This is a genomic window from Pseudomonas sp. SJZ131 (genome assembly GCF_007828705.1).
Taxonomy (GTDB): Bacteria; Pseudomonadota; Gammaproteobacteria; order Pseudomonadales; family Pseudomonadaceae; genus Aquipseudomonas; species Aquipseudomonas prosekii.
Map to the genome: position 1 here is coordinate 93,717 of NZ_VIVC01000005.1, position 21,495 is coordinate 115,211.

Consider the following 21,495-nt stretch of genomic DNA (forward strand, 5'->3'; position numbering starts at 1 on the left):
CCCTCACCCCAGCCCTCTCCCCAATGGGGAGAGGGGGAAAGGGAGCAGATCTTCAGGGGTTTCAAGAGCTGAGTTCGACTTCTTCAGGGTTTTCAAGACCTGAGTTCGGCGCGGTATCTCAGGTCGATGTAGCTCCAAGAACACCTCAATCAGTCCCCTCTCCCCTCTGGGGAGAGGGCTAGGGTGAGGGGTGGTCCCAAACTGAAATACACATCACCAGATCACCCCGCAATGAGCGAAAATCCGCTCACACCTCCAGCCGCATCGGCGAAATTCCGCTCAGCACGCCACAACCCCCCCTCTAAACCGGCCTTCCTCCCCTTGGCACAGCTCCTGCTATAGCCCACGCAGGCTGCGTTTAAACGCGCTCCACAAAAACAATTAAACGAAGGATCCTTCAATGGATAACTCCAACGCCCTGCCCCTCGGGTCGGCCGTCGCGCCTGCCAAAGAAAGAACCACCGGTAGCCGGATCAAATCGATCTTCAGCGGCTCGGTCGGCAACATGGTCGAGTGGTATGACTGGTACGTCTACGCCGCGTTTTCGCTGTACTTCGCCAAGTCCTTTTTCCCCGCCGGTTCCTCCACCGCACAACTGATGAACACCGCCGCGATCTTCGCCGTGGGCTTCCTGATGCGCCCGATCGGTGGCTGGCTGATGGGGCTTTACGCCGACCGCGCCGGGCGCAAACGTGCGCTGATGGCCTCGGTCTACCTGATGTGCTTCGGCTCGCTGCTGATCGCGCTCAGCCCCAACTACGAAACCATCGGCATCGGCGCACCGATCCTGCTGATTTTCGCGCGTCTGCTGCAAGGCCTGTCGGTCGGCGGCGAGTACGGCACCTCGGCGACTTACCTCAGCGAGATGGCGACCAAGGAACGTCGCGGTTTCTATTCGAGCTTCCAGTACGTGACGCTGATCTCCGGCCAGCTCATCGCGCTGGCAGTGTTGATCGTGCTGCAACAAGTGCTGACCACCGAGCAACTGTACGCGTGGGGCTGGCGCATCCCGTTTGCCATCGGCGCGTTGTGCGCGGTGGTGGCGCTGTACCTGCGGCGCGGCATGGAAGAAACCGAGTCGTTCAACAAGGTCAAAAAAGAGAAAAAAGAAAGCGCCATGCGCACGCTGATGCGCCACCCGAAAGAGCTGATGACCGTGGTCGGCCTGACAATGGGCGGAACCCTGGCGTTCTACACCTACACCACGTACATGCAGAAATACCTGGTGAATACGGTGGGCATGAGCATCACCGACTCCACGAGCATTTCGGCGGCGACGCTGTTCCTGTTCATGTGTCTGCAACCGATCATCGGCGGCTTGTCGGACAAGGTCGGGCGGCGGCCGATCCTGATCGCCTTCGGCGTGCTCGGCACCTTGTTCACCGTGCCGATCCTGACCACGCTGCACACCATCACCACGTGGTGGGGCGCGTTCTTCCTGATCATGGCGGCGCTGATCATCGTCAGCGGCTACACCTCGATCAACGCAGTGGTCAAAGCAGAACTGTTCCCGACCGAGATTCGTGCACTGGGCGTTGGCCTGCCGTACGCACTGACCGTGTCGATTTTCGGCGGCACCGCTGAATACATCGCGCTGTGGTTCAAGAGCATCGGCATGGAAACCGGTTACTACTGGTATGTCACCGCATGTATCGCGGTGTCGTTGCTGGTGTACGTGACCATGAAAGACACGCGCAAACACTCGCGGATCGAAACTGACTGACGTTACACGCCACAACAAAAAGGGCAGCCCTGAACCAGGTCTGCCCTTTTTTGTAGGCGTTCGGTCGAGATGAAAAATCTGTCACCCGAACGGTCGCAGCGATTAATCAGCGTTTAATTCTGCGCCAGCAACCTGCCCACTCAGATCGCTTGATTGCCCTGCATGGCAAGCGCTAAAGCCTCGCGGAGCAGACATCAATCTGATCGATAGTTACTAGCACGAATGCCAACTTCTCAATCAATTTGCCGAGCGTAGTATCGCTTCCACAGCAAGCCGCTACCCAACGAAGCTACTTTGACGAACTGATCTTTACGAACTTTGGAGCTACCACCATGAAAACCAAATTGATCCTCGCCCTGACCCTTTCCGTACTGGCCGGCAGCGCCTTCGCCGCCGATGGTTTTGACCGCACCGGCTCCGCTGTTGCCGCCGACGGCTACGACCGCACTGGCTCGGCCACTGTTGCTGAAGATGGCTACGATCGCACTGGTTCGGCCACTGTTGCTGAAGATGGTTACGACCGCACCGGCTCCGCGACTGTTGCTGAAGATGGCTACGACCGCACTGGCTCGGCGACGGTTGCTGAAGATGGCTACGATCGCACTGGTTCGGCTTCCATCAGCTAATCCACAAACGCGGCATCACAGCCCGGCCTCGGCCGGGCTTAGTCGTTTCTGGGGCACAGCAAAATCCCAGAGACCTGTAGGAGCGAGGCTTGCCCGCGAAGGCGATTTGTCTGTCACCTAGATATCGACGGTGCCGACGACTTCGCGGGCAAGCCTCGCTCCTACAGTGGAATTTCCCCGTCATGCCTTGCACTATGACAACCCTCCCCCCAAACACCGCTCGCAGGAACCCGCGCATGCCCGACGACATCCACTATTACGAACCCGCCAACGGCCACGGCCTGCCGCATGACCCGTTCAATGCCATCGTCGGCCCGCGGCCGATCGGCTGGATTTCCTCGCAGGATGCCGACGGTCACCTGAACCTGGCGCCGTACAGCTTCTTTAACGCGTTCAACTACATTCCGCCGATCATTGGCTTCTCCAGCGTCGGGCGCAAAGACAGCCTCAACAACATCGAACAAACCGGCGAATTCGCCTGGAACCTCGCCACCCGCCCGCTCGCCGAGCAAATGAACCAGAGCTGCGCGATGGTCGGTCCGCAGGTCGACGAATTTGAGCTGGCCGGGCTGACCCCCGCCGCGTCGAAAATCATTCAGGTGCCACGGGTCGCCGAAAGCCCGGTGTCCTTCGAGTGCAAGGTCACGCAGATCATTCAGTTGCAGCGCGCGGATGGCGATGTGGTGCCGAGCTGGCTGATTCTCGGCGAAGTGGTCGCCGTGCATATCGCCAAGTGGCTGTTGAAGGATGGGGTGTACGACACCGCCGCGGCAGAACCGATTCTGCGCGGCGGCGGGCCGGCGGATTACTTCCAGCTGGGCCCAGAGGCATTGTTCAAAATGTATCGCCCGGGGGCGAAGTAGCTCACCAGACCAAATCGCCGTCTTCGCTGACGCCTTTGAGCTTGACCAGCTCCAGCGCGGCGGCGTCGTCGGCTTCGCGGGCCGTGGTGAACGTTTGCTCTTCGAGCAACTTGTGAAAGCGTGGCGCGCCGCTGCCACCGATGGCTTTGGTCGCAATCGCGGCGTAATAACCGCCTTCGCGCGGTACTACGGCAGATACGGCTTCGAAGGTTTCAAAGGCTTTGCGTGCCATGTCGCGGATCCTGGCTGACTGAGAATGTCGCCATTAAACCCTCAACCGACCAGTTTGTGCACCTGTGCTTTGGTCTGACCGAGCGCCTGCGCCGCCGAGACATCCTTGAAGGTGTGGAAATCCAGGCTGTTGACCACCAAGTCCTGCACCAACTCGGAAAAAATCTGCATCGCCGGTGTGCTGAAGTACGCGGTCATCGCTTGTTGATGGGTCCAGAAACCGGACACCAGCCACAGGTCCGGATCGCATTGTGAATGTTGCAGGGCAAAGCTCAGGCAACCGCTGGCCGAGCGGGACGGCTCGATCAATGCGCTCAGGCGCGCACCGAGTTCTGCGGAACGCCCGGCGCGGGCACGAACGAAAGCCATGTGACTGACGGGAATCTGCGTAGACATATTCAACCCTCCCAAGGAGTTGCGTGGCAGCCAGGGGCGGGCTGCGACAGGATCCAAGGTTAGGCGGCGCGGCGTGCTGGCCGTTAGTCGATTCCTGCACGCTTGTTGCACAATCCTGCGAGCCGGGCGCAACCGATTGAAAACCCTGCACAACCGTTGCCGGGAACGTGACACAACGGTTTCAAGCAAGTTTCACCACGGTGGCGCCGCAACGGCGAACCAGCGCAGTCACCCGATGCAGGATCAGGCAAGCATCAGGCAGGATGTGTCTAGCGCATTCGCTTGCACAAACTTAAGCTCTGGGCCATCAACACAACTCATCGCGCATCCCTCACTACTCACAACTCATCGAGGAGCCTTGCATGTCGTCGTTCGATCACTTTGAAGCGCCGCTGGACGCCGACATGGAAAAGCAGCGCGAGGAATTGGCCGCGATCATTCGCCGCAACACCACCGAGGATGGCAATTACGCCACCGCGGTCGCTTCGCTGTTCATGTCGCGTTACAGCCAGACTCACCAATTTGCCCCGGGGCTGGCGCAACCGGCGCTGTGCATCATGGCTCAGGGACGCAAAGAAGTACGGCTGGCCGACGAGTCGTTTATTTACGACCCGCTCAATTACCTGGTGGTGTCGGTGTCAATGCCGGTGACCGGCAGGGTGGTGACCATCACGTCCGAAGAGCCGATCCTCGCCATTCGTCTGGACATCGATCCGGCGGAAATCACCGCGCTGATCACCGACGCCGGGCCGATTGGCGTGCCGACCCGCCCGACGGGACGCGGTTTGTACGTGGAAAAACTCGACGCGGCGATGCTCGATGCGGTGCTGCGTCTGGCGCGGCTGCTCGACACCCCAAAAGACATCGCCATGCTCGCGCCGCTGATTCGCCGCGAGATTCTCTATCGCTTGCTGCGTAGCCAGCAGGGTCATCGACTGTATGAAATCGCCATCGCCAACAGCCAGAGCCATCGCATCAGCCAGGCGATCAAATGGCTCAACGGCCACTATGAGCAGCCGCTGCGCATTGATGATCTGGCGAAGGAAGTGAACCTCAGCGTGTCGACGTTGCATCACCGCTTCAAAGCCATGACGGCGATGAGCCCGCTGCAATATCAGAAGCAATTGCGCTTGCAGGAAGCGCGGCGGCTGATGCTCGCCGAAGGGTTGGAAGCCTCGGCGGCCGGTTATCGCGTCGGCTACGAAAGCCCTTCGCAATTCAGCCGCGAGTACAGCCGCTTATTTGGCGCCCCGCCACTGCGCGACCTCGCGCGACTGCGCCTGACTGTGTAACTCGCGGGCAAGCCTTGCTCCCACAGGTTTTTTATACGGCGCGGATCACGTGTTTGATTTCCTGGAACGCCTGCAAACCCCACGGGCCTAACTCGCGGCCAATGCTGCTCTGCTTGTAGCCGCCCCACGCGGTTTGCGGAAAAATCACTTGCGGCGCATTGATCCACACCAACCCGGCCTGCAGGGCATTCGCCACGCGATCCGCCGCCGCGCCATCACCCGTGACCACGCTGGCAACCAGGCCGAATGGGCTGTCGTTGGCCAAGGCAATCGCTTCGGCTTCCGAGGCAAAACTGCGCACGCACAGCACCGGGCCGAAAATCTCCTCGCACCACAGCGCGCTGTCCAGCGGCACTTCGGTGAACACCGTCGGCTGCAAAAAGTAGCCGCGCGGCAGGTTCGCCGGACGGTTGCCGCCGCAGATCAATCTGGCGCCACTGCTCAACCCGCGATCGATATGGCCAAGCACTCGCTGGTATTGCGCCTGATTGACCAGCGCGCCCATTTCGACGTTCGGGTCGAACGGGTCGGCGACGCGAATCGCTTCGGCGCGGGTCTGTAAACGCAGGAGGAATTCGTCCGCCAGCTCTTCGGCGACCAACACCCGACTGGTGGCGGAACACATCTGCCCGGCGTTGAAAAAACCGCCGCCGCACGCAAGCTCCACGGCCAACTCGATGTCGGCGTCCTTGAGCACCAGCAACGAGGACTTGCCGCCGAGTTCGAGACTGACGCCCTTCACCGTTTCTGCTGCGCGTTGCATCACTTGCACGCCAACCGCGTTGCTGCCGGTGAAGGAGATCTTGGCGATTCGCGGATCCGCCGACAACGGCGCGCCAACTGCCAGACCGCTGCCGCAGACCAGGTTGAACACGCCATCGGGCAACCCGGCTGCGGCGATAATCGCGGCCAATTGCAGCTCCGGCAGCGGCGTGACTTCCGACGGTTTCAGCACCACGCAGCAACCGGCGGCCAGCGCCGGGGCGAGTTTCCACGCAGTGGTGACCATCGGGAAATTCCACGGCACGATCAGCCCGACCACGCCGCACGGTTCACGGCGCAAACGAGCGCTGAAGTCCTCAGTTGGCAGTTCGACGCGACTGTCCTGTTTGCCATCCAGCGCTTCGGCGAGACCGGCGTAATACTCGAACGTGGCAATCACGTCATCGACGTCAATTGCCGCTTCGAACAGCGGTTTGCCGTTGTTGCTCGCTTGCAACTGCATCAGTTGCTCACGCCCCGCCGCGACGCCAGCAGCAATGCGCCGCAGAATCACCGCACGCTGGCTGCCGCTGGTTTGCGACCAGTCCTTGAAGGCGTGGGTCGCAGCGCTGACGGCTTGATCGACGGACGTTTGATCGCCGCCATTGACCGTGGTCAGCAACGCTTCGGTCGCGGGGTTGATCACCCGTAAATGTTCGCTGCCAGCGGACCATCGGCCATTGATGTAGAGGCCGTCCAACGTCGTCGGAAAATTCATTTCGCCACCGCCGTCATCCACTGCGCCTGATCGATTTCAATCAACGTCGGGCCTTGCCGATCCGTTGCTGCGCGCAGAGCGTGGCGCAGGGTTTCGACGCCGCTGACCGCTTCCGCCGCGCAGCCCAATGCCTTGGCCACGCCGATAAAGTCCGGGGTGTAAATGTCCACGCCGACCGGCTCGATGTCGCGGTTGACCATGTACTTTTTGATTTCTTCGTAGCCCTGGTTATTCCACAACAGGATGATCACCGGCGTGCGCGCTTCGACGGCGCTGGCCAGTTCTGGCAGGGTAAATTGCAGACCGCCGTCGCCGATCAGGCACACCACCGGTGGCCGCGCGCCGCCCTCGAGGTGGCCACCGATCCACGCGCCAATCGCCGCCGGCAAGGCATAACCCAAGGTGCCGTAACCGGTCGATGAATTGAACCAGCGGCGCGGTCGCTGCGGGTTGAACGTCAGGTTGCCGGTGTACACCGGTTGCGTCGAATCGCCGACAAATACTGCGTCCGGCAATTCATCCAGAACGGTTTCAAGGAACAGCGTTTGCGCGACTGTCGGTGCATCCCACGTGGCCGCCAGCTCCTCGCGCAAACGCGCGGCCCGCACATGACCCCAATCGCTGCGGCGCTCAGCCAGCGACTGCTGCGGAAGTGCCGAGAGCAAGGCCTGCGCGGCGTTGCGCGAATCCGAGACCAGCGCCACGTGCGGCGGATAGTTGCGCACGGTCTGGTCCGGGTCGATGTCGACGCGCAGCAGTTTGCCGGGGATTTCAAAACCGCCGGCGAAGGTCACGTCGTAGTCGGTTTCGGCCAGTTCGGTGCCGATCGCCAGCACCACGTCAGCCTCGGCGACCAAAGCGCGGGTGGCGACCAGACTTTGGGTCGAGCCGATCAGCAGCGGGTGATCGGCGGCGAGCATGCCTTTGGCATTGATGGTCAGCGCGACTGGCGCGTCAAGCAGTTCGGCCAGCGCGGTCAGCTCGGCAGTCGCGTCGATGGCGCCGCCACCAGCAAGAATCAACGGCCGTTGCGCCGTGGCCAGTAAGGCGCTCATGCGGCTGACAGCGCCCGGTGCGGCACCGGCGCGGTCAATGTTGACTGCAACGCTGGCGAGCAAATCGTCGGCCTCTTCGACCAGCACATCCAAGGGAATTTCGATGTGCACAGGACGTGGGCGGCCGGCCTGGAACAGCGCAAATGCGCGGGCCAATACGCCAGGTAATTCGGCTGCCGACATCAATGTGTGGGAGAACGCCGCAACGCCGCCGACCAGTGCGCTCTGGTTCGGCAGTTCGTGCAATTTGCCGCGACCGCCGCCCAATTGGCTGCGCGTCTGCACGCTGGAAATCACCAGCATCGGAATCGAATCGGCGTAAGCCTGGCCCATCGCCGTGGTGATGTTGGTCATCCCCGGGCCGGTGATGATGAAGCACACGCCCGGCTTGCCGCTGGTGCGCGCGTAGCCGTCGGCCATGAACCCCGCGCCCTGTTCGTGACGCGGCGTGACGTGACGGATGTTCGAACGGGCGAGCCCGCGGTACAGCTCGACGGTGTGCACGCCGGGAATCCCGAACACCTGCTCGACGCCATAAGCTTCGAGTAACTTGACCAACACTTCGCCGCACGTCGCCATGAATTTGCCCTTGCTGTTCGTTTGAGACGCCGGGGCTGCGGAGCATTTATGATGCGTCGGCAAACCCAGGGATGGCCTCATTGGAACGGGCGGCACGGAGTCGCAACAATCGATAAAAAGTCATACTAGCCATGTCCTTACGTCATACCTTGGGTTCTCATGAAACGATTGCCTCCCCTGCCCGCGCTGCACACTTTTCTGATCACCGCGCAGTGCTGCAATTTCACCTGGGCCGCCGAACAATTGCACATCACCCAAGGCGCGGTGAGCCGGCAGATCGCCGGGCTCGAAAATCATCTCGGGTATGCGTTGTTCATTCGCCAGGCGCGAGGTCTGGCGCTGACCGCTGAGGGGCGCGAATGGCTGCCGCGTGTGCAGCAGGTTTTTGCGCTGGTTGGCGAGGCCGTCGAGCAGATCGGCGAGAAGCGCGAAACCCTGCAACTGAAGGCGCCGACGTGCGTGATGCGCTGGTTGTTGCCGCGTTTGATGCAGTGGCAAAAGGAACGCCCGGACGTGCCGGTGGAGCTGACGACGACGGTGCGCCATGGCGTCGATTTTCACCGCGAGCAGTTTGACGCAGCGGTGGTTTACGGTGCTCCACCAGAGGCCTCGCTGGCGGCGCAACGTTTGTTCGATGAGCAACTGACGCCAGTGTGTTCCGCGCCGTATCTCGAAGGCCCGGTGCCGCTGCGCACGCCGCAGGATCTGCAGCAACACATGTTGCTGCACCCGACGCGCGATGAGCATGACTGGAAGGCCTGGCTGGCGCACGCCGATGTGCAGTTGAGCAATGTCAGCAAGGGCCAGCACTTTGAAACGCTGGACCTGGCGATGTCGATGGCGTCGCAAGGGACTGGCGTGGCGATTGGTGATTGGGCGCTGATCGGCGATGACCTGAGCGCCGGGCGGCTGGTGACGCCGTTTGATCTGAAGGTGAAAACCGGGGCGGCTTATTACCTGGTGTTGCCGCAGATACCTGAGCCATCGCCGAAATTGAGGGAACTGTTGGGGTGGTTGGTGGCGCAGGCCGCCATACGCTGATCGTTCCCATGCAGAGCTTGGGAACGATCATCAAACCGTTTACGACTGCTGCGCAGCCGAACGCAGGCTGCGCCAGCTGCTACAGGGTTGTGGTGTTGCGGGATCAGTAGCCGACCGTAAACCGCTGCTGCGAATGTTTCGGCGTTTCCACTTCATCCAGCAGCGCAATCGCGTAATCGGCAAAGGTGATCCAGCTGCGACCTTGGGCGCTCACCAGCAAATCGTCCTGGCCGATGCGGAATGTGCCCGTGCGCTCACCTTCAACAAACTCTGCCGACGGCGACACAAACGTCCAATCCAGTTGCTGTTCCTGACGCAGGTTTTGCAGAAACAACGCCCCGGCGCTCGCCTCGGTTTTGTATTCCTCCGGGAAGCCTTCACTGTCGATCACCCGACCACCACCGGGCAGCAATAACGAACCGGCGCCACCCACGACCAACAGGCGTTTGACCCCGGCGTTTTTCACCGGCCCGATCACCGCGCTGGCCGGCAACGTCGCAAAATGCGCGGCGCTGATTACCACGTCGTGCCCGGCGATTGCGGCTTGCAGCGCCTCGGCATCCAGCGCATCGACACTCTTGCTGACCACCCCGGCCCGCGCGCCGATCTTCGCAGTGTCACGCGCGATCGCGGTGACGCTGTGACCACGACGCAGGGCTTCTTCCAACAGTTGGCTGCCGGCACGACCGGTGGCCCCGATGATTGCGATTTTGCTCATGACGTTCTCCAGTTGAAAGGTTTCGTTGATCAGTCGGTTACCACTTCATCTCACCCTTGGCGACTTTCGCGCTGAGCTCCAGCGAGCTTTCTTCGCCAAGGTTCGGGTAGCGTTTTTTCATCGCGGCGATCAGTTCAGCGGCGTTTTCAGCCTTGGCGGTTTCTTCGTCAAACGCCTTGATGTACTCAGCGGTAAATTGCACCGCCGCCAACGAACCAGCGCTGTCGCCGAGGTAGTGGCCGGGCACGACGATTTGCGGTTTCAGGGTTTCGATCGAGTGCAGCGTGGTCAGCCAGTCCGCGTGGGATTGCTCGGTTTGCGTATCGGCCATCCACACGTGAATGTTCTCGGCGACGACCACGCCACCGACCACAGCCTTGATCGACGGGATCCACACAAAACTGCGATCCGGCTGCTTGCCGTCGAGGCCGATCACTTGCAGTTTTTGCCCTTCGAGCATCAGGCTGTCGCCCTTGAGCACGCCCGGCACGATGGTTTTGGCCGGCACGTCGGCGCCCATTTTCGGCCCCCAGAACGCCAGTTTGCCGTCGACGGTTTGCTTGATGTGATCGACGGTCGGCTGCGAGGCCAGCACTTTGGCGTTGGGGAACGCGGTGGTCAGGGTGTCGAGGCCGAAGTAGTAATCCGGGTCACCATGGCTGATGTAGATCGTGGTCAACTGTTTGCCGCTGGCGCGAATCTTCTGCACCACTTGTTCGGCCTGGGATTTGCCGAACTGCGCGTCCACCAGGATCGCCTCTTTCGCGCCGCTGACCAGCACCGAACTCACCGGGAAAATCGCCTGTTCGCCGGGGTTGTAGACATCCAGCCTCAATGCCGCTGCCGCCGCGTGCGACGCGAAGCAGAGCGTGGTCGCTGCGAGAAAAATACGTTTGAGTGCGGTGAAACCGATCATCTGTTGCTCCGTTGTGCGATTGCCATGCTTGGCGATGGGCACAGAGCTTAGTTGCCTGACTCAGTACAAAAAATGCGATGCTGGGACATAGTTTGTTTCTAAAAGTGGGCAAATCATGGATCGGCTTCAAGCAATGCAGGTGTTCGTCTCGGTGGTTGACCTCGGCAGCCAGTCGGCCGCCGCCGATCACCTGGACCTGTCGCGGCCCGTGGTTTCGCGGTATCTGGCGGAACTCGAGGACTGGGTCGGCGCGCGATTGATGCACCGCACCACACGCAAATTGAGCCTGACCGCAGCCGGCAGCGAAATCCTCCCGCGCTGTCGGCAGATGCTCGACTTGTCGACCGACATGCAGGCCGCCATCAGCGAACCGGATGAAGCGCCGCGCGGGCTGCTGCGGATCAGCGTCAGCACCTCGTTCGGCCAGGCGCAACTGGCCGACGCCATGGCCGCTTACGTCAAGCGCTACCCCGGCGTCAGCATCGACCTGCAAATGCTCGACCGCACAGTGAATCTGGTGGATGAGCGCATCGACCTGGCGATTCGCACCAGCAACGACCTCGACCCTAACCTGATTGCGCGCCGACTGACGGTGTGTCGTTCGCTAGTGTGCGCCGCACCGGCTTATCTGGCCGAACAACCGACGCCGCAACGGGTCGAGGATTTGAGCCAGCACAATTGCCTGACGCACTCCTATTTCGGCAAAAGTCTCTGGCACTTCGAAGAGGATGGCGAGCAAGTGTCGGTGCCGGTGCAGGGCAACATCAGCGCCAACGAGGCCAGCACCTTATTGCGCGCGACGCTGGACGGCGCGGGCGTGGCGATGCTGCCGAGTTATCAGGCGGGCGTGCACATTCACAACGGTGAACTGATCCGTCTGCTGCCTCACGCGGTACCGCGCGAGATGCACATCTATGCGGTGTACGCCTCGCGCAAGCACATGCCGGCGACCATGCGCAGCATGCTGGATTTCCTGGTGCTGCGATTCCCCGAAGAACCCGCCTGGGATATCGGCCTCTAAAAGGATCAATGTGGGAGCGAGCTTGCTCGCGATAGCGGTGGGTCAGTCAGCATTAATGTTGGATGAACAATCGCTATCGCGAGCAAGCTCGCTCCCACAGTGGTTGATCAATCCTCTGAATGTCGCGGCACTTACAGAACCTGGCAGGCTGGCAACTCATGAGCGCTGACCTATGCTGAATACAAGTACCCAAGGGTATTGGTTCAGAGGTCTACGCCATGAACATCAAAACAAGAAGATACCTCGCCATTTTCGTCACCTGCACGGCGACGTTGGCGTTGTACGGCACCGCAGCCTGGCGGGTCGAGCAGTTGCGACAACTGCCCCGCGAATACGCTAGCTGCAATTTCGAGCGCTGCATTCCGCACAACGCTTCGCTTAACGCGCTTCGTTGACGAAGAGCGTCAAGCCTCGTTGTCCTGATCGGCCTTCAAACGGTCGCGGAACGCTTTGGGCGAAATCCCCACGCGACGTCGGAACAGACGCGTGAAGTTTGTAGGATCGGAAAACCCCAACACGTCAGACATTTCGTAAATGGTCATGCTGGTGTAGGTCAGCAAGCGCTTGGCTTCGAGCAACTGCCGCTCGTGCATGATCTGCAAGGCCGGTTGTCCGGCCAATTCGCGACAAGTGCCGTTAAGGTGCGACACGGAAATCCCCAGCCGATGCGCGAGGTCTTCGACCTTGACGTGCTGGCGATACGTCTCTTCCACCAGTTGAATAAAACCGTTGAGGTATTCGCGCGCACGCTGCGGCCGTTCGGTGGCATTGCGCCGCGAAAGCACCTGGCGACTGACCCAGACCATGATCACGCTGACCAGCGAATGCATGAGCATTTCGCGCGCCGGTTGATGGCCGGTGTATTCGCTTTGCAGCGCGCTGAACAGGCTGTTGAGGTAGGCGCTGTCCTTGCCCGCCGGATAACTTTCGGCCTGGGCCAGCGCGTTCACCGAATTGCCCAGTTGCGCCTGCAAATGCGCGACCAGCGGCGCTGCGAGCGTCACGACAAACCCTTCGACGTCCTCGGAAAATCGATAACCGTGCACCGATAACGGCGGCAGGATCAGCATCGCCGGTTCGGTCAATTGTGTGCGTTTGCCTTCGAGTTCAAGCTCTGCCTGACCTTTGAAAACGAAGAGTAACTGGCACAGATCAGCGTGGCGGTGGGGTTTGATTTCCCATTGATGTTCGCGGCTGCGTTTGGAAATGGTTTCACAGTGCAACAAGTCCGGGGTCGGCCAATCCAGGCTTTCACCGTAGAGCTTGAACACCGGAATCGAAGGCAGGTCAGGCTTGTTCATCACTTCAATCCAGGCCTCGGAGTAGACGGGCGATAATCGCACCGATTGGCAGAATGTACAGCTTTCAACTCAGTTTTCACCTTCAGTTGACAGACTCAGGAGGGAAAAATGCAAGCACTCGATCCATAAAAATCATTCACCGGCCATGGTCGCGTGAAGCTTGCGAGTCATAAAAACAATGAAAACGTTGAAGACCCAAATCGCCATCATTGGCGCCGGCCCGTCCGGTTTATTGCTCGGCCAATTGCTCCACAACGCCGGCATCGACACGCTGATTATTGAACGCCAGACGCCCGATTATGTGCTCGGCCGAATCCGCGCCGGCGTCCTCGAACAAGGCATGGTAGAGCTGCTGCGCGAGGCTGGCGTGGGTCAGCGCATGGACGCCGAAGGCCTGGTGCACGGCGGCTTCGAACTGGCGCTGGATGATCAATTGCTGCACATCGATTTGCAGGCACTCACCGACGGCAAAACCGTGATGATCTACGGCCAGACCGAAGTCACCCGCGACCTCATGGCCGCCCGTCGGGACGCCGGCGCGCAGACGATTTATCAAGCCAGCAATGTCGTCCCGCAGGGGATGAAAAGCGACGAAGCCTACGTCACGTTCGAAAAGGACGGCGAAACCTGGCGCGTCGATTGCGACTACATCGCCGGGTGCGACGGTTTCCACGGCGTCGCGCGCCAGTCGATTCCCGCCGACTGCCTGAAGATTTTCGAACGGGTTTATCCGTTTGGCTGGCTGGGGATTCTCGCCGACACCCCGCCGGTCCACGACGAGCTGGTCTACGCGCGTCACCCACGCGGTTTTGCCCTGTGCAGCATGCGTTCGGCGACGCGCACGCGCTATTACCTGCAAGTGCCCGCCGATGAACAGGTCGAGGATTGGTCCGATCAGCGCTTCTGGGATGAACTGAAATCGCGCCTGCCGCAAGCGCTCGCAAACAAACTGGTGACCGGGCCATCGATCGAGAAAAGCATCGCGCCGCTGCGCAGTTTTGTCGTCGAGCCGATGCAATACGGGCGCATGTTCCTCGTCGGCGACGCCGCGCACATCGTCCCGCCAACCGGCGCCAAAGGCTTGAACCTGGCAGCGAGCGACGTCAGCACCTTGTTCAATATTCTGTTGAAGGTGTACCGCGACGGGCGTCTGGAGTTGCTCGATAAATACTCGGAAATCTGCCTGCGCCGCGTCTGGAAAGCCGAGCGTTTTTCCTGGTGGATGACCTCGATGCTGCACCGTTTTGACGATCACGATGCGTTCAGCCAGCGCATCAGCGCTTCGGAACTGGACTACTTTGTGCACTCCGAAGCCGGGCGAAAAACCATTGCAGAAAATTACGTAGGGCTCCCCTACGAGGCTATCGAATAGCTTGCTATCGACTTACACTGGCGAGCATTCCCGCTCGCCTTGCCCTTGCGGGTCAATCACTGCCCGCAGGTTTTACCCGTGACCGATCTGAACCAGCCCGACCCGCCCAAACCCGCCATTCGCAGTGTGCTGATCGCCCTGATGCTGGCGATTTTCCTCGGCGCGCTGGACCAGACCATCGTCGCCGTGTCGATGCCGGCGATTTCCGCACAGTTCAAGGATGTCAGCCTGCTGGCCTGGGTGATTTCCGGTTACATGGTGGCGATGACCGTGGCAGTGCCGATTTACGGCAAGCTCGGTGATTTGTACGGCCGGCGCAAGTTGATGCTGTTCGGCATGGGCCTGTTCACCGTGGCTTCGTTGTTTTGCGGCATGGCGCAGAGCATGGAGCAACTGGTGCTGGCGCGAATCCTTCAGGGCATCGGCGCCGGCGGGATGATTTCGGTCAGCCAGGCGATCATCGGCGACATCGTCCCGCCGCGCGAGCGCGGTCGTTATCAGGGTTATTTCAGCAGCATGTACGCGGTGGCCAGCGTCGCCGGGCCGGTGCTCGGCGGCTACATGACCGAATACCTGTCATGGCGCTGGGTCTTTCTGATCAACCTGCCGCTGGGCGTCGGCGCGTGGCTGGTGGCCAATCGCACGTTGGTGGGGCTGCCGGTGCCGCAGCGCAAACCGATCATCGACTACCTCGGCACGCTGTTGATGATCATCGGTCTGACCGCGTTGCTGCTGGGCATCACCGAAGTCGGTCAGGGGCATTCCTGGCGCAGCACCGAAGTTCTCGGTTTGCTCGGTTGTGCGGTGGCGGTGCTGGCGGTGTTTGTCTGGCATGAACGCCGGGCGCGCGAGCCTCTGCTGCCGATGCATTTGTTCGCCAATCGCAACGCGATCCTCTGCTGGTGCACGATTTTCTTCACCAGTTTCCAGGCGATTTCGCTGATCGTGTTGATGCCGCTGCGCTTCCAGAGCGTCACTGGCGCCGGGGCCGACAGCGCCGCGCTGCACCTGCTGCCGCTGGCGATGGGCTTGCCGATTGGCGCCTATTTCGCCGGACGCCGCACTTCGGTGACCGGTCGTTATAAGCCGATGATTTTGACCGGCGCGCTGCTGATGCCGATTTCGATCCTGGGGATGGCGTTCAGTCCGCCACAGGCACTGTTGATGAGCAGTTTATTCATGCTGCTCAGCGGGATCGCCGGTGGCATGCAGTTCCCGACGTCATTGGTCGGCACGCAGAATTCGGTGGAGCAACGGGATATCGGTGTGGCGACCAGCACCACCAATCTGTTCCGCTCGCTGGGCGGCGCGATGGGCGTGGCGTTGATGTCGGCGCTGCTGCTGGCGTTGTTGCAGGATTCGAGTTTCGCTCACCTGACCGGCTCGGCGCTGGTCGGCGAAGGCAATTCCGGGAACGTCCTGCTCGACGGTTTGAACGCGGCGCCGGGCGATGCGCAGAATGCCTTGCGCGCGGAATTGTTGGTGACCTTTCGGCATTTGTTGATGGTCAGCGCGGCAGTGTCGTTGCTGGGGCTGGCGGCGGCAGTGGCGATGCCGAATATGCTGCTGCGGGGGCGTGAGGATAAGGTTCGATGAAGGACCGAGGCGCGGCTTTCGCGGGCAAGCCTCGCTCCCACAGTGGATCTTTATCGTTCACCTGCTTTTTGTCCGTCAACGATCACTTGTAGGAGCGAGGCTTGCCCGCGAAGGCGTCCTCAAATATGCCGCATCACCTCAAGGGCTGTAATACCCGACTGCCACCAGAAAATGCCCGACCTTTTTCAGGTACGCGTGTTTGTCCTCAATCTTGCCGGTGACCGGGTTTTTCCAGCGGTATTCGTATTCAGCGCTGTCCTGCTTGGCCATCAACGCCAGAATCGGCGCGCCGACCGGTTTGCCTTCCGGGTCGTTGATCTTGCCGAAGTCGGTGTTGATCAGCCGCAGATTGGTGCCGTGGCCGACATAACGCTGGTTATCCAGGTCGACCACAAACACGTACAGATCGTCCTGCAAGTAGCCGCCCTTGAGCGAGTTGATCGCCGTCAGCGTGCCTTTTTCATCCTTGGCCAGATCAGCCGCAGCTTTATCGAGCAAGGCCTGAGCCTGTTGCGCCGAGGCGCGTGGCAGGTAGTAACCGACCGCGAGAATGCGCTGGCCGACGCGTTGATAGAACACATGTTTGCGTTCGACCTTGCCGTCAGCCCAGTTCTGCCAACGGTATTCGGCTTGCTGGATGCCGTTGCCTTCCGGCACTTTCAGCGCATCCTTGAAGGCTTTCTGCAAATCCGGCGGCAGCGTCGCGGAGACATCGCGGCCGATCAACGCCGAGGACGGCCCACCGCTGGCGAGCATCACGCCTTGGGTGTCGACGACGAAGACGTAACGATCCTTGTCGACAAACTCGCCCTGACGGCTGAACGCCGCGAACGCCTTGTCGCCGTTGTCGTGGTAATACGCCAAAGCCTTTTCCAGCAACGCCCGGGCCGCCTCGCCGTCATCCTTCGCTGGCGTAGCGGCCTGGGCTTGGCTGAGGCCCAAACCTGAACCCAGCAACAGCATCGCCATCAGCCTGACAAACCTGTGCACAACCCCCATAGCCCATCCCTCGTTCTTATTGATGTTTGAAGAGCGTAGACGGGGTTGGCGATATGGCTGGATATTCAGGCGGGCGCAGTTGTTCGGGGATGTAACACGAGCCTGTGGCAAGAAGATTTCCCGTGAGTGGGCGTTTGCCTGTGGCGAGGGGGCTTGCCCCCGTCGGAGCGCAAAGCGCTCCCCCCCTCATAAACCTGCCCAACACCACATCCGGAATTTTTCACGACTGCTTCGCAGCCGAACGGGGGCAAGCCCCCTCGCCACAAAAACTATTCGCTACAGAGTTTGCGTGCCGGGTTATTTGGCCCGCGCATTCAGTTGTTGCTGCAGGTTCTGGATCTGCGCTTGCAGGGTGTTGATGTTGCGCGTGGTCTGCGCGCGGAAGGCGTCGAATTCAGCGGTGTTGGTGCCGCCGGGCGTCGGCGCGGGACGGTTTTCCTGCTCGCTTTTGAGCACGACAATGTCCTGTTCCAGGCGATCGATCGCAGCGCTCGGGTTGCCCTGTTTCTTCAGCGCCGCGACGTCAGCACTCAGGCTTTTAATCTCGGCATCGACTTTGCTGGTGTCTGCCGGGGCGTTTTTCAGCGCAGTCAGTTCATCGCTCAAGGTTTTCACCTGAGCCTGCAATTGCGTATCGGTCGCTGTTTGCGCGGTGGCTTGCGCGGTGATCTGCGCCAGGCGCTTGTCCAGATCGCTGGCCTGCCCCACCACGCCTTGCTGGGCCTGGCTCTGTTCCAGCAGTTTGCTTTCCAGTGCCTTGATCTGCTGCTTCAGCGCTTCACTGTCAGTGCTGACGTTGGTCTGGCTGGCGACGACCTTGCCGGAAATATCCTGCAAACGCCCCGCCGCTTCTTCACTGATCCGAGCGAAGCTTTCCTGCGTTGCAACCAATTGCTGTTCCATCAACGAAATCTGCTGAAAGCTCCACCACGCCAGACCGGCGAAAGCGAACAACAATGCGCCGACCAATGCCCACAACGGCCCGGTGCTGGCGCTTTTGACTTTCACCACCGGCGCCGGGCGCGAATGCACCACATTGCGCACGGTCGGTGGAAAATCATCGTCGTCGAGGCTGTCGGCACGCAGGCTCGGTACATCGAAATCGTCGTTGGCATCGTTACGCATGGACATTGAATCAACCTTTGGGAACACGGTGATGACTTGAATGCGGCGCAGTATAACCCCCACTGCCGCAAGGGTTGACTGCCAACCCGAAACTCGGTTCCTCAGTGAATATCCTGCGCTTTCCACCACACGCAGAATTCATCGAGGGCGGCCCACAGGCTGACTTTCGGATCGTAGTCCAGATAATGCCGGGCGCGGCTGATGTCCAAGGTGAAATTTTTGTTCATCACCTGCATGCCCAGACGCGACAACGTCGGCTCGGGGCGACCCGGCCAGAGTTTGCACACGCCCTCATTCAGCGCCGCGACGCTGTAGGCCAGTCCGTAGGAGCGATACCGCGTGACCTGTGGCACGTCCATTTTTCGCATCACGTAATTCACCACATCCCACAACGGCACCGGTGTCCCATTGCTGATGTTGTAGGCCTTGCCCAACGCCGAACCGCCAGCGAGCAAACTGCTGAGCAGTGCTTCGTTGAGGTTTTGCATGCTGGTGAAATCGACCTTGTTCAGGCCGTTGCCGACAATCGCCAGACGGCCCTTGCGCTGCATCTTCAGCAGGCGCGGGAAGATGCTCATGTCACCGGCGCCGGTGACGAAACGCGGGCGCAGGGCGATGGTTTCGAGGCCAAATTCCTGAGCGCCGAAGACCTTCTGCTCGGCCAGGTACTTGGTCGCCGCGTAATGATGTTTGAAGCGCTTGGGCACTTGTTCTTCGGTCAGGCCCAGATGGTCGCGGCCATCGAAGTAGATCGACGGCGAGGACAAATGCACCAGGCGTCGAACGCGCTGTTTGAGACAGGCTTCGACGACATTTTCGGTGACCTGGACATTGCCCAGATGAAAGTCCTGATAACGCCCCCACAAACCGACGGCGCCAGCGCAATGCACCACCGCGTCGACGTCCGAACAGAGGTCGCGCACCAACTGCGAATCGCTCAAATCACCCTGAACAAACTCGGCGCCACGGCGCACCAAGTGCTCAACACCCTCGGCCCGGCGCCCGTTGACCCGCACGTCCATGCCCTGCTCGAGGGCAAAACGCGCAAAGCGTCCGCCGATGAAGCCGCTTGCGCCGGTGACCAGAATTTTCATTTAAAGCTCCGATGTCTTTCGTTTTGCGTAATGCGTGAGTCTTGACGCTGCCCGTCAGTCCAACGGCACTAGCCATTGCTTCGACGAACGGACCAATTGGTCAGTGAGTAACCCCAGCAACTGACCGCCATTGCGCCAATGATGCCAGTACAGCGGCACATCGATCGGCTTATCTGGCAGCAGCTCCAGCAGTTCGCCCCGTTGCAATTGCTCGCGGACCTGCAATTCCGGCACCAGGCCCCAGCCGAGCCCGGCTTCCGTGAGGCGGATAAAACCCTCGGACGATGGGCATAAATGGTGTTCGAAACCACCGTCGACGCCGAGTGACGCGAGGTAGCGATGCTGGAGGAAATCGTCCGGGCCGAATACCAGCGCCGGGGTGCGTGGTAACAACTCGGCGCGCACACCTTCGGGGAAATGTCGGGCAATGAACGCCGGGCTGGCCAATGCCCGATAGCGCATCGCGCCCAGCAACACGCTGCGCGCCCCGGCCACCGGGCGTTCGCTGGCACATAGGCACGCCGCCACTTCCCCGGCGCGCATGCGTTTGAGGCCGACGGTCTGGTCTTCCACGACCAAGTCCATCAGCAAATGTTGCTCGGCGCAGAAATCCCCCACCGCATCGGCCCACCAAGTGGCGAGGCTGTCGGCATTGAGGGCGATGCGCAGGCGTTCCGGCAGGCCTTCTTCATCCAGCGCCGGCACCAGCGTCAGCAAATCCCGCTCAAGCAGGCGCACCTGCTGCACATGGTTGAGCAAACGCCGACCGATGTCAGTCGGCGCTGGCGGCGTCGCCCGCACCAACACCGGTTGGCCAATCCGCGCTTCGAGCAATTTGATCCGCTGGGAAATCGCCGATTGCGACAACCCCAACACCTGCGCGGCACGTTCGAATCCGGCCTGTTCGACCACGGCGGCCAACGCGGAAAGCAATTTATAGTCGAACATCAGTTTTCCTAATGAGCGATCAGCACTATTGGTTTTTCTTATACAACGGCGCACCGGAGAATGGCCAGCAACAACTCTTCCCAAGGACCATCGACATGGCTGGCGAAACTTCACTGGCAACATTGCTGCGCAGCATGAGCCCGCAACTCAACGCCGGCGAATACGTGTTTTGCACCTTGGCGGACGGCACATTGCCGGCGGGCGTCGAGATCATCGGCAGCTTCCGCGAACAGGAAGGTCTGACCGTGATCCTCGAACGTTCCCACGCCGAACAGGCCGGTCTGAGCTTCGACTACGTCGCCGCGTGGATCACTTTGAACGTGCACTCGGCCCTCGAAGCCGTGGGCCTGACCGCCGCGTTCGCCACGGCACTGGGCAAGGCCGGGATCAGTTGTAACGTGATCGCCGGTTTCTACCACGATCATTTATTCGTCGGCCAAACCGACGCCGAACGCGCCCTGCACGTCCTGCGGGAACTGGCAGCCAACGCGGAGTAGAAAATATGTGGCAAAGCTACGTAAACGGCCTGTTGGTCGCAGCCGGTTTGATCATGGCGATCGGCACGCAAAACGCCTTCGTGCTCGCGCAAAGTCTGCGCCGCGAACATCACCTGCCAGTCGCGGCGCTGTGCGTGGTGTGCGATGCGCTGCTGGTGGCGGCCGGGGTGTTCGGACTGGCGACGGTGCTCGCGCACAACCCGACATTGCTCGCCGTCGCACGTTGGGGCGGCGCGGTATTCCTGATTTGGTACGGCAGCCTGGCCCTGCGCCGCGCCTGTTCGAAACAGAGCCTGCAACAGAGCGAAAACCAGACTGTGCGCTCACTACGCGCGGTGCTGCTGAGTGCGCTGGCGGTGACGCTGCTCAACCCGCACGTCTACCTCGACACCGTTCTGCTGATCGGCTCGTTGGGCGCGCAACAAACCGAACCCGGCGCCTACGTCGTCGGCGCGGCGAGTGCTTCTTTATTATGGTTCTTCACCCTCGCCCTCGGCGCCGCATGGCTGGCCCCGTGGCTGGCGCGGCCAAGCACCTGGCGGATCCTCGACCTGTTGGTGGCCCTGATGATGTTCACCGTGGCAGCGCAATTAATCATCAGCACGTGATTTATTCCAAAAGG

General features: G+C 60.7%; 22 protein-coding genes. 11 read left to right on the forward strand and 11 right to left on the reverse strand.

The features are described from left to right. Positions 1-400: 400 nt before the first annotated feature. The 3 genes from FBY12_RS21390 (at position 401) to FBY12_RS21400 (ending at position 3,212) form a co-directional block, all read left to right on the forward strand. Positions 401-1,723 (forward strand): MFS transporter, encoded by a 1,323-nt coding sequence (locus tag FBY12_RS21390; RefSeq protein ID WP_101208993.1) that lies wholly within the window; start codon positions 401-403, stop codon positions 1,721-1,723. Positions 1,724-2,055: 332 nt separating this feature from the next. Then, positions 2,056-2,349, forward strand: coding sequence for a hypothetical protein (locus FBY12_RS21395; protein WP_145255685.1), 294 nt, complete (start codon positions 2,056-2,058; stop codon positions 2,347-2,349). Positions 2,350-2,585: 236 nt separating this feature from the next. Further along, complete coding sequence (locus tag FBY12_RS21400) at positions 2,586-3,212, forward strand: flavin reductase family protein (RefSeq protein WP_145255688.1); 627 nt, start codon at positions 2,586-2,588, stop codon at positions 3,210-3,212. A 1-nt stretch (position 3,213) separates the two neighbouring features. On the opposite strand, the gene FBY12_RS21405 is transcribed toward FBY12_RS21400, so the two are convergent. Then, positions 3,214-3,444, reverse strand: coding sequence for a hypothetical protein (locus tag FBY12_RS21405; RefSeq protein WP_121731301.1), 231 nt, complete (start codon positions 3,442-3,444; stop codon positions 3,214-3,216). Positions 3,445-3,485: 41 nt separating this feature from the next. Continuing rightward, positions 3,486-3,839 (reverse strand): putative quinol monooxygenase, encoded by a 354-nt coding sequence (locus FBY12_RS21410; RefSeq protein WP_092278720.1) that lies wholly within the window; start codon positions 3,837-3,839, stop codon positions 3,486-3,488. 362 nt (positions 3,840-4,201) lie between these two features. On the opposite strand from FBY12_RS21410, the gene FBY12_RS21415 reads away from it, so the two are divergent. Next, entirely contained in the window at positions 4,202-5,131 is a 930-nt protein-coding gene (locus tag FBY12_RS21415) for an AraC family transcriptional regulator (RefSeq protein WP_145255691.1), read from the forward strand. A 31-nt stretch (positions 5,132-5,162) separates the two neighbouring features. Here the strand turns inward: FBY12_RS21415 and FBY12_RS21420 are convergent, their stop codons facing one another. Both FBY12_RS21420 and FBY12_RS21425 read right to left on the reverse strand, forming a co-directional pair. After that, positions 5,163-6,611 carry an aldehyde dehydrogenase family protein gene (locus FBY12_RS21420; RefSeq protein ID WP_145255694.1) on the reverse strand — a complete coding sequence of 483 codons (1,449 nt, stop codon included), beginning with the start codon at positions 6,609-6,611 and terminating at the stop codon, positions 5,163-5,165. Continuing rightward, positions 6,608-8,245: a 5-guanidino-2-oxopentanoate decarboxylase gene (locus tag FBY12_RS21425; protein WP_145255697.1), complete on the reverse strand. Its 1,638-nt coding sequence runs from the start codon at positions 8,243-8,245 to the stop codon at positions 6,608-6,610. Before FBY12_RS21425 ends, FBY12_RS21420 begins: the two co-directional genes overlap by 4 nt. Before the next feature lie 159 nt (positions 8,246-8,404). Between FBY12_RS21425 and FBY12_RS21430 the strand changes: the two genes are divergently transcribed. Then, a complete protein-coding gene (locus FBY12_RS21430) occupies positions 8,405-9,286 on the forward strand; it encodes a LysR substrate-binding domain-containing protein (RefSeq protein ID WP_145255700.1) in 882 nt (293 codons plus the stop codon). Between the two features lie 103 nt (positions 9,287-9,389). Here the strand turns inward: FBY12_RS21430 and FBY12_RS21435 are convergent, their stop codons facing one another. Together FBY12_RS21435 and FBY12_RS21440 are read right to left on the reverse strand one after the other, a co-directional pair. Further along, on the reverse strand, positions 9,390-10,004 hold the full coding sequence (locus tag FBY12_RS21435; protein WP_145255703.1) for an NAD(P)-dependent oxidoreductase: 615 nt from the start codon (positions 10,002-10,004) through the stop codon (positions 9,390-9,392). 37 nt (positions 10,005-10,041) lie between these two features. Continuing rightward, the gene (locus FBY12_RS21440; protein ID WP_145255706.1) at positions 10,042-10,920 is read right to left on the reverse strand and encodes an MBL fold metallo-hydrolase; all 879 of its coding nucleotides are present in this window, start codon (positions 10,918-10,920) and stop codon (positions 10,042-10,044) included. Positions 10,921-11,035: 115 nt separating this feature from the next. Here FBY12_RS21440 and FBY12_RS21445 point away from each other — a divergent pair, with 115 nt between their 5' ends. Together FBY12_RS21445 and FBY12_RS27705 are read left to right on the forward strand one after the other, a co-directional pair. Continuing rightward, entirely contained in the window at positions 11,036-11,941 is a 906-nt protein-coding gene (locus FBY12_RS21445) for a LysR family transcriptional regulator (RefSeq protein WP_145255709.1), read from the forward strand. 218 nt (positions 11,942-12,159) lie between these two features. Next, positions 12,160-12,336, forward strand: coding sequence for a hypothetical protein (locus FBY12_RS27705; RefSeq protein WP_167370438.1), 177 nt, complete (start codon positions 12,160-12,162; stop codon positions 12,334-12,336). A 9-nt stretch (positions 12,337-12,345) separates the two neighbouring features. Here FBY12_RS27705 and FBY12_RS21450 read toward each other — a convergent pair whose 3' ends face one another. Next, positions 12,346-13,242, reverse strand: coding sequence for a helix-turn-helix domain-containing protein (locus tag FBY12_RS21450; RefSeq protein WP_145255712.1), 897 nt, complete (start codon positions 13,240-13,242; stop codon positions 12,346-12,348). Positions 13,243-13,429: 187 nt separating this feature from the next. Here FBY12_RS21450 and pobA point away from each other — a divergent pair, with 187 nt between their 5' ends. Together pobA and FBY12_RS21460 are read left to right on the forward strand one after the other, a co-directional pair. Continuing rightward, positions 13,430-14,614 carry a 4-hydroxybenzoate 3-monooxygenase gene (gene pobA / locus FBY12_RS21455; protein ID WP_371927524.1) on the forward strand — a complete coding sequence of 395 codons (1,185 nt, stop codon included), beginning with the start codon at positions 13,430-13,432 and terminating at the stop codon, positions 14,612-14,614. A gap of 78 nt (positions 14,615-14,692) precedes the next feature. Continuing rightward, positions 14,693-16,210: an MDR family MFS transporter gene (locus tag FBY12_RS21460; protein ID WP_145255718.1), complete on the forward strand. Its 1,518-nt coding sequence runs from the start codon at positions 14,693-14,695 to the stop codon at positions 16,208-16,210. A gap of 138 nt (positions 16,211-16,348) precedes the next feature. On the opposite strand, the gene FBY12_RS21465 is transcribed toward FBY12_RS21460, so the two are convergent. From FBY12_RS21465 to FBY12_RS21485, 4 genes are all read right to left on the reverse strand, one after another. After that, positions 16,349-17,179 carry a cache domain-containing protein gene (locus FBY12_RS21465; RefSeq protein WP_371927511.1) on the reverse strand — a complete coding sequence of 277 codons (831 nt, stop codon included), beginning with the start codon at positions 17,177-17,179 and terminating at the stop codon, positions 16,349-16,351. 327 nt (positions 17,180-17,506) lie between these two features. Next, a complete protein-coding gene (locus tag FBY12_RS21475) occupies positions 17,507-18,340 on the reverse strand; it encodes an ATPase (RefSeq protein WP_121731326.1) in 834 nt (277 codons plus the stop codon). A 95-nt stretch (positions 18,341-18,435) separates the two neighbouring features. Then, entirely contained in the window at positions 18,436-19,428 is a 993-nt protein-coding gene (locus tag FBY12_RS21480; RefSeq protein WP_145255727.1) for an NAD(P)-dependent oxidoreductase, read from the reverse strand. Between the two features lie 54 nt (positions 19,429-19,482). Next, positions 19,483-20,376: a LysR family transcriptional regulator ArgP gene (locus tag FBY12_RS21485; protein WP_145255731.1), complete on the reverse strand. Its 894-nt coding sequence runs from the start codon at positions 20,374-20,376 to the stop codon at positions 19,483-19,485. Between the two features lie 95 nt (positions 20,377-20,471). Between FBY12_RS21485 and FBY12_RS21490 the strand changes: the two genes are divergently transcribed. Continuing rightward, entirely contained in the window at positions 20,472-20,873 is a 402-nt protein-coding gene (locus FBY12_RS21490; protein ID WP_145255734.1) for an ACT domain-containing protein, read from the forward strand. Between the two features lie 5 nt (positions 20,874-20,878). Further along, positions 20,879-21,481 (forward strand): LysE/ArgO family amino acid transporter, encoded by a 603-nt coding sequence (locus FBY12_RS21495; RefSeq protein ID WP_145255736.1) that lies wholly within the window; start codon positions 20,879-20,881, stop codon positions 21,479-21,481. The last annotated feature ends 14 nt before the right edge of the window (positions 21,482-21,495 follow it).

Bases quoted from the DNA above. Each gene is read 5' to 3' on its own strand.
- FBY12_RS21390 (WP_101208993.1), top strand. From the start codon at position 401: ATGGATAACTCCAACGCCCTGCCCCTCGGGTCGGCCGTCGCGCCTGCC.
- FBY12_RS21395 (WP_145255685.1), top strand. From the start codon at position 2,056: ATGAAAACCAAATTGATCCTCGCCCTGACCCTTTCCGTACTGGCCGGC.
- FBY12_RS21400 (WP_145255688.1), top strand. From the start codon at position 2,586: ATGCCCGACGACATCCACTATTACGAACCCGCCAACGGCCACGGCCTG.
- FBY12_RS21405 (WP_121731301.1), bottom strand. From the start codon at position 3,444: ATGGCACGCAAAGCCTTTGAAACCTTCGAAGCCGTATCTGCCGTAGTA.
- FBY12_RS21410 (WP_092278720.1), bottom strand. From the start codon at position 3,839: ATGTCTACGCAGATTCCCGTCAGTCACATGGCTTTCGTTCGTGCCCGC.
- FBY12_RS21415 (WP_145255691.1), top strand. From the start codon at position 4,202: ATGTCGTCGTTCGATCACTTTGAAGCGCCGCTGGACGCCGACATGGAA.
- FBY12_RS21420 (WP_145255694.1), bottom strand. From the start codon at position 6,611: ATGAATTTTCCGACGACGTTGGACGGCCTCTACATCAATGGCCGATGG.
- FBY12_RS21425 (WP_145255697.1), bottom strand. From the start codon at position 8,245: ATGGCGACGTGCGGCGAAGTGTTGGTCAAGTTACTCGAAGCTTATGGC.
- FBY12_RS21430 (WP_145255700.1), top strand. From the start codon at position 8,405: ATGAAACGATTGCCTCCCCTGCCCGCGCTGCACACTTTTCTGATCACC.
- FBY12_RS21435 (WP_145255703.1), bottom strand. From the start codon at position 10,004: ATGAGCAAAATCGCAATCATCGGGGCCACCGGTCGTGCCGGCAGCCAA.
- FBY12_RS21440 (WP_145255706.1), bottom strand. From the start codon at position 10,920: ATGATCGGTTTCACCGCACTCAAACGTATTTTTCTCGCAGCGACCACG.
- FBY12_RS21445 (WP_145255709.1), top strand. From the start codon at position 11,036: ATGGATCGGCTTCAAGCAATGCAGGTGTTCGTCTCGGTGGTTGACCTC.
- FBY12_RS27705 (WP_167370438.1), top strand. From the start codon at position 12,160: ATGAACATCAAAACAAGAAGATACCTCGCCATTTTCGTCACCTGCACG.
- FBY12_RS21450 (WP_145255712.1), bottom strand. From the start codon at position 13,242: ATGAACAAGCCTGACCTGCCTTCGATTCCGGTGTTCAAGCTCTACGGT.
- FBY12_RS21465 (WP_371927511.1), bottom strand. From the start codon at position 17,179: ATGGCGATGCTGTTGCTGGGTTCAGGTTTGGGCCTCAGCCAAGCCCAG.
- FBY12_RS21475 (WP_121731326.1), bottom strand. From the start codon at position 18,340: ATGTCCATGCGTAACGATGCCAACGACGATTTCGATGTACCGAGCCTG.
- FBY12_RS21480 (WP_145255727.1), bottom strand. From the start codon at position 19,428: ATGAAAATTCTGGTCACCGGCGCAAGCGGCTTCATCGGCGGACGCTTT.
- FBY12_RS21485 (WP_145255731.1), bottom strand. From the start codon at position 20,376: ATGTTCGACTATAAATTGCTTTCCGCGTTGGCCGCCGTGGTCGAACAG.
- FBY12_RS21490 (WP_145255734.1), top strand. From the start codon at position 20,472: ATGGCTGGCGAAACTTCACTGGCAACATTGCTGCGCAGCATGAGCCCG.
- FBY12_RS21495 (WP_145255736.1), top strand. From the start codon at position 20,879: ATGTGGCAAAGCTACGTAAACGGCCTGTTGGTCGCAGCCGGTTTGATC.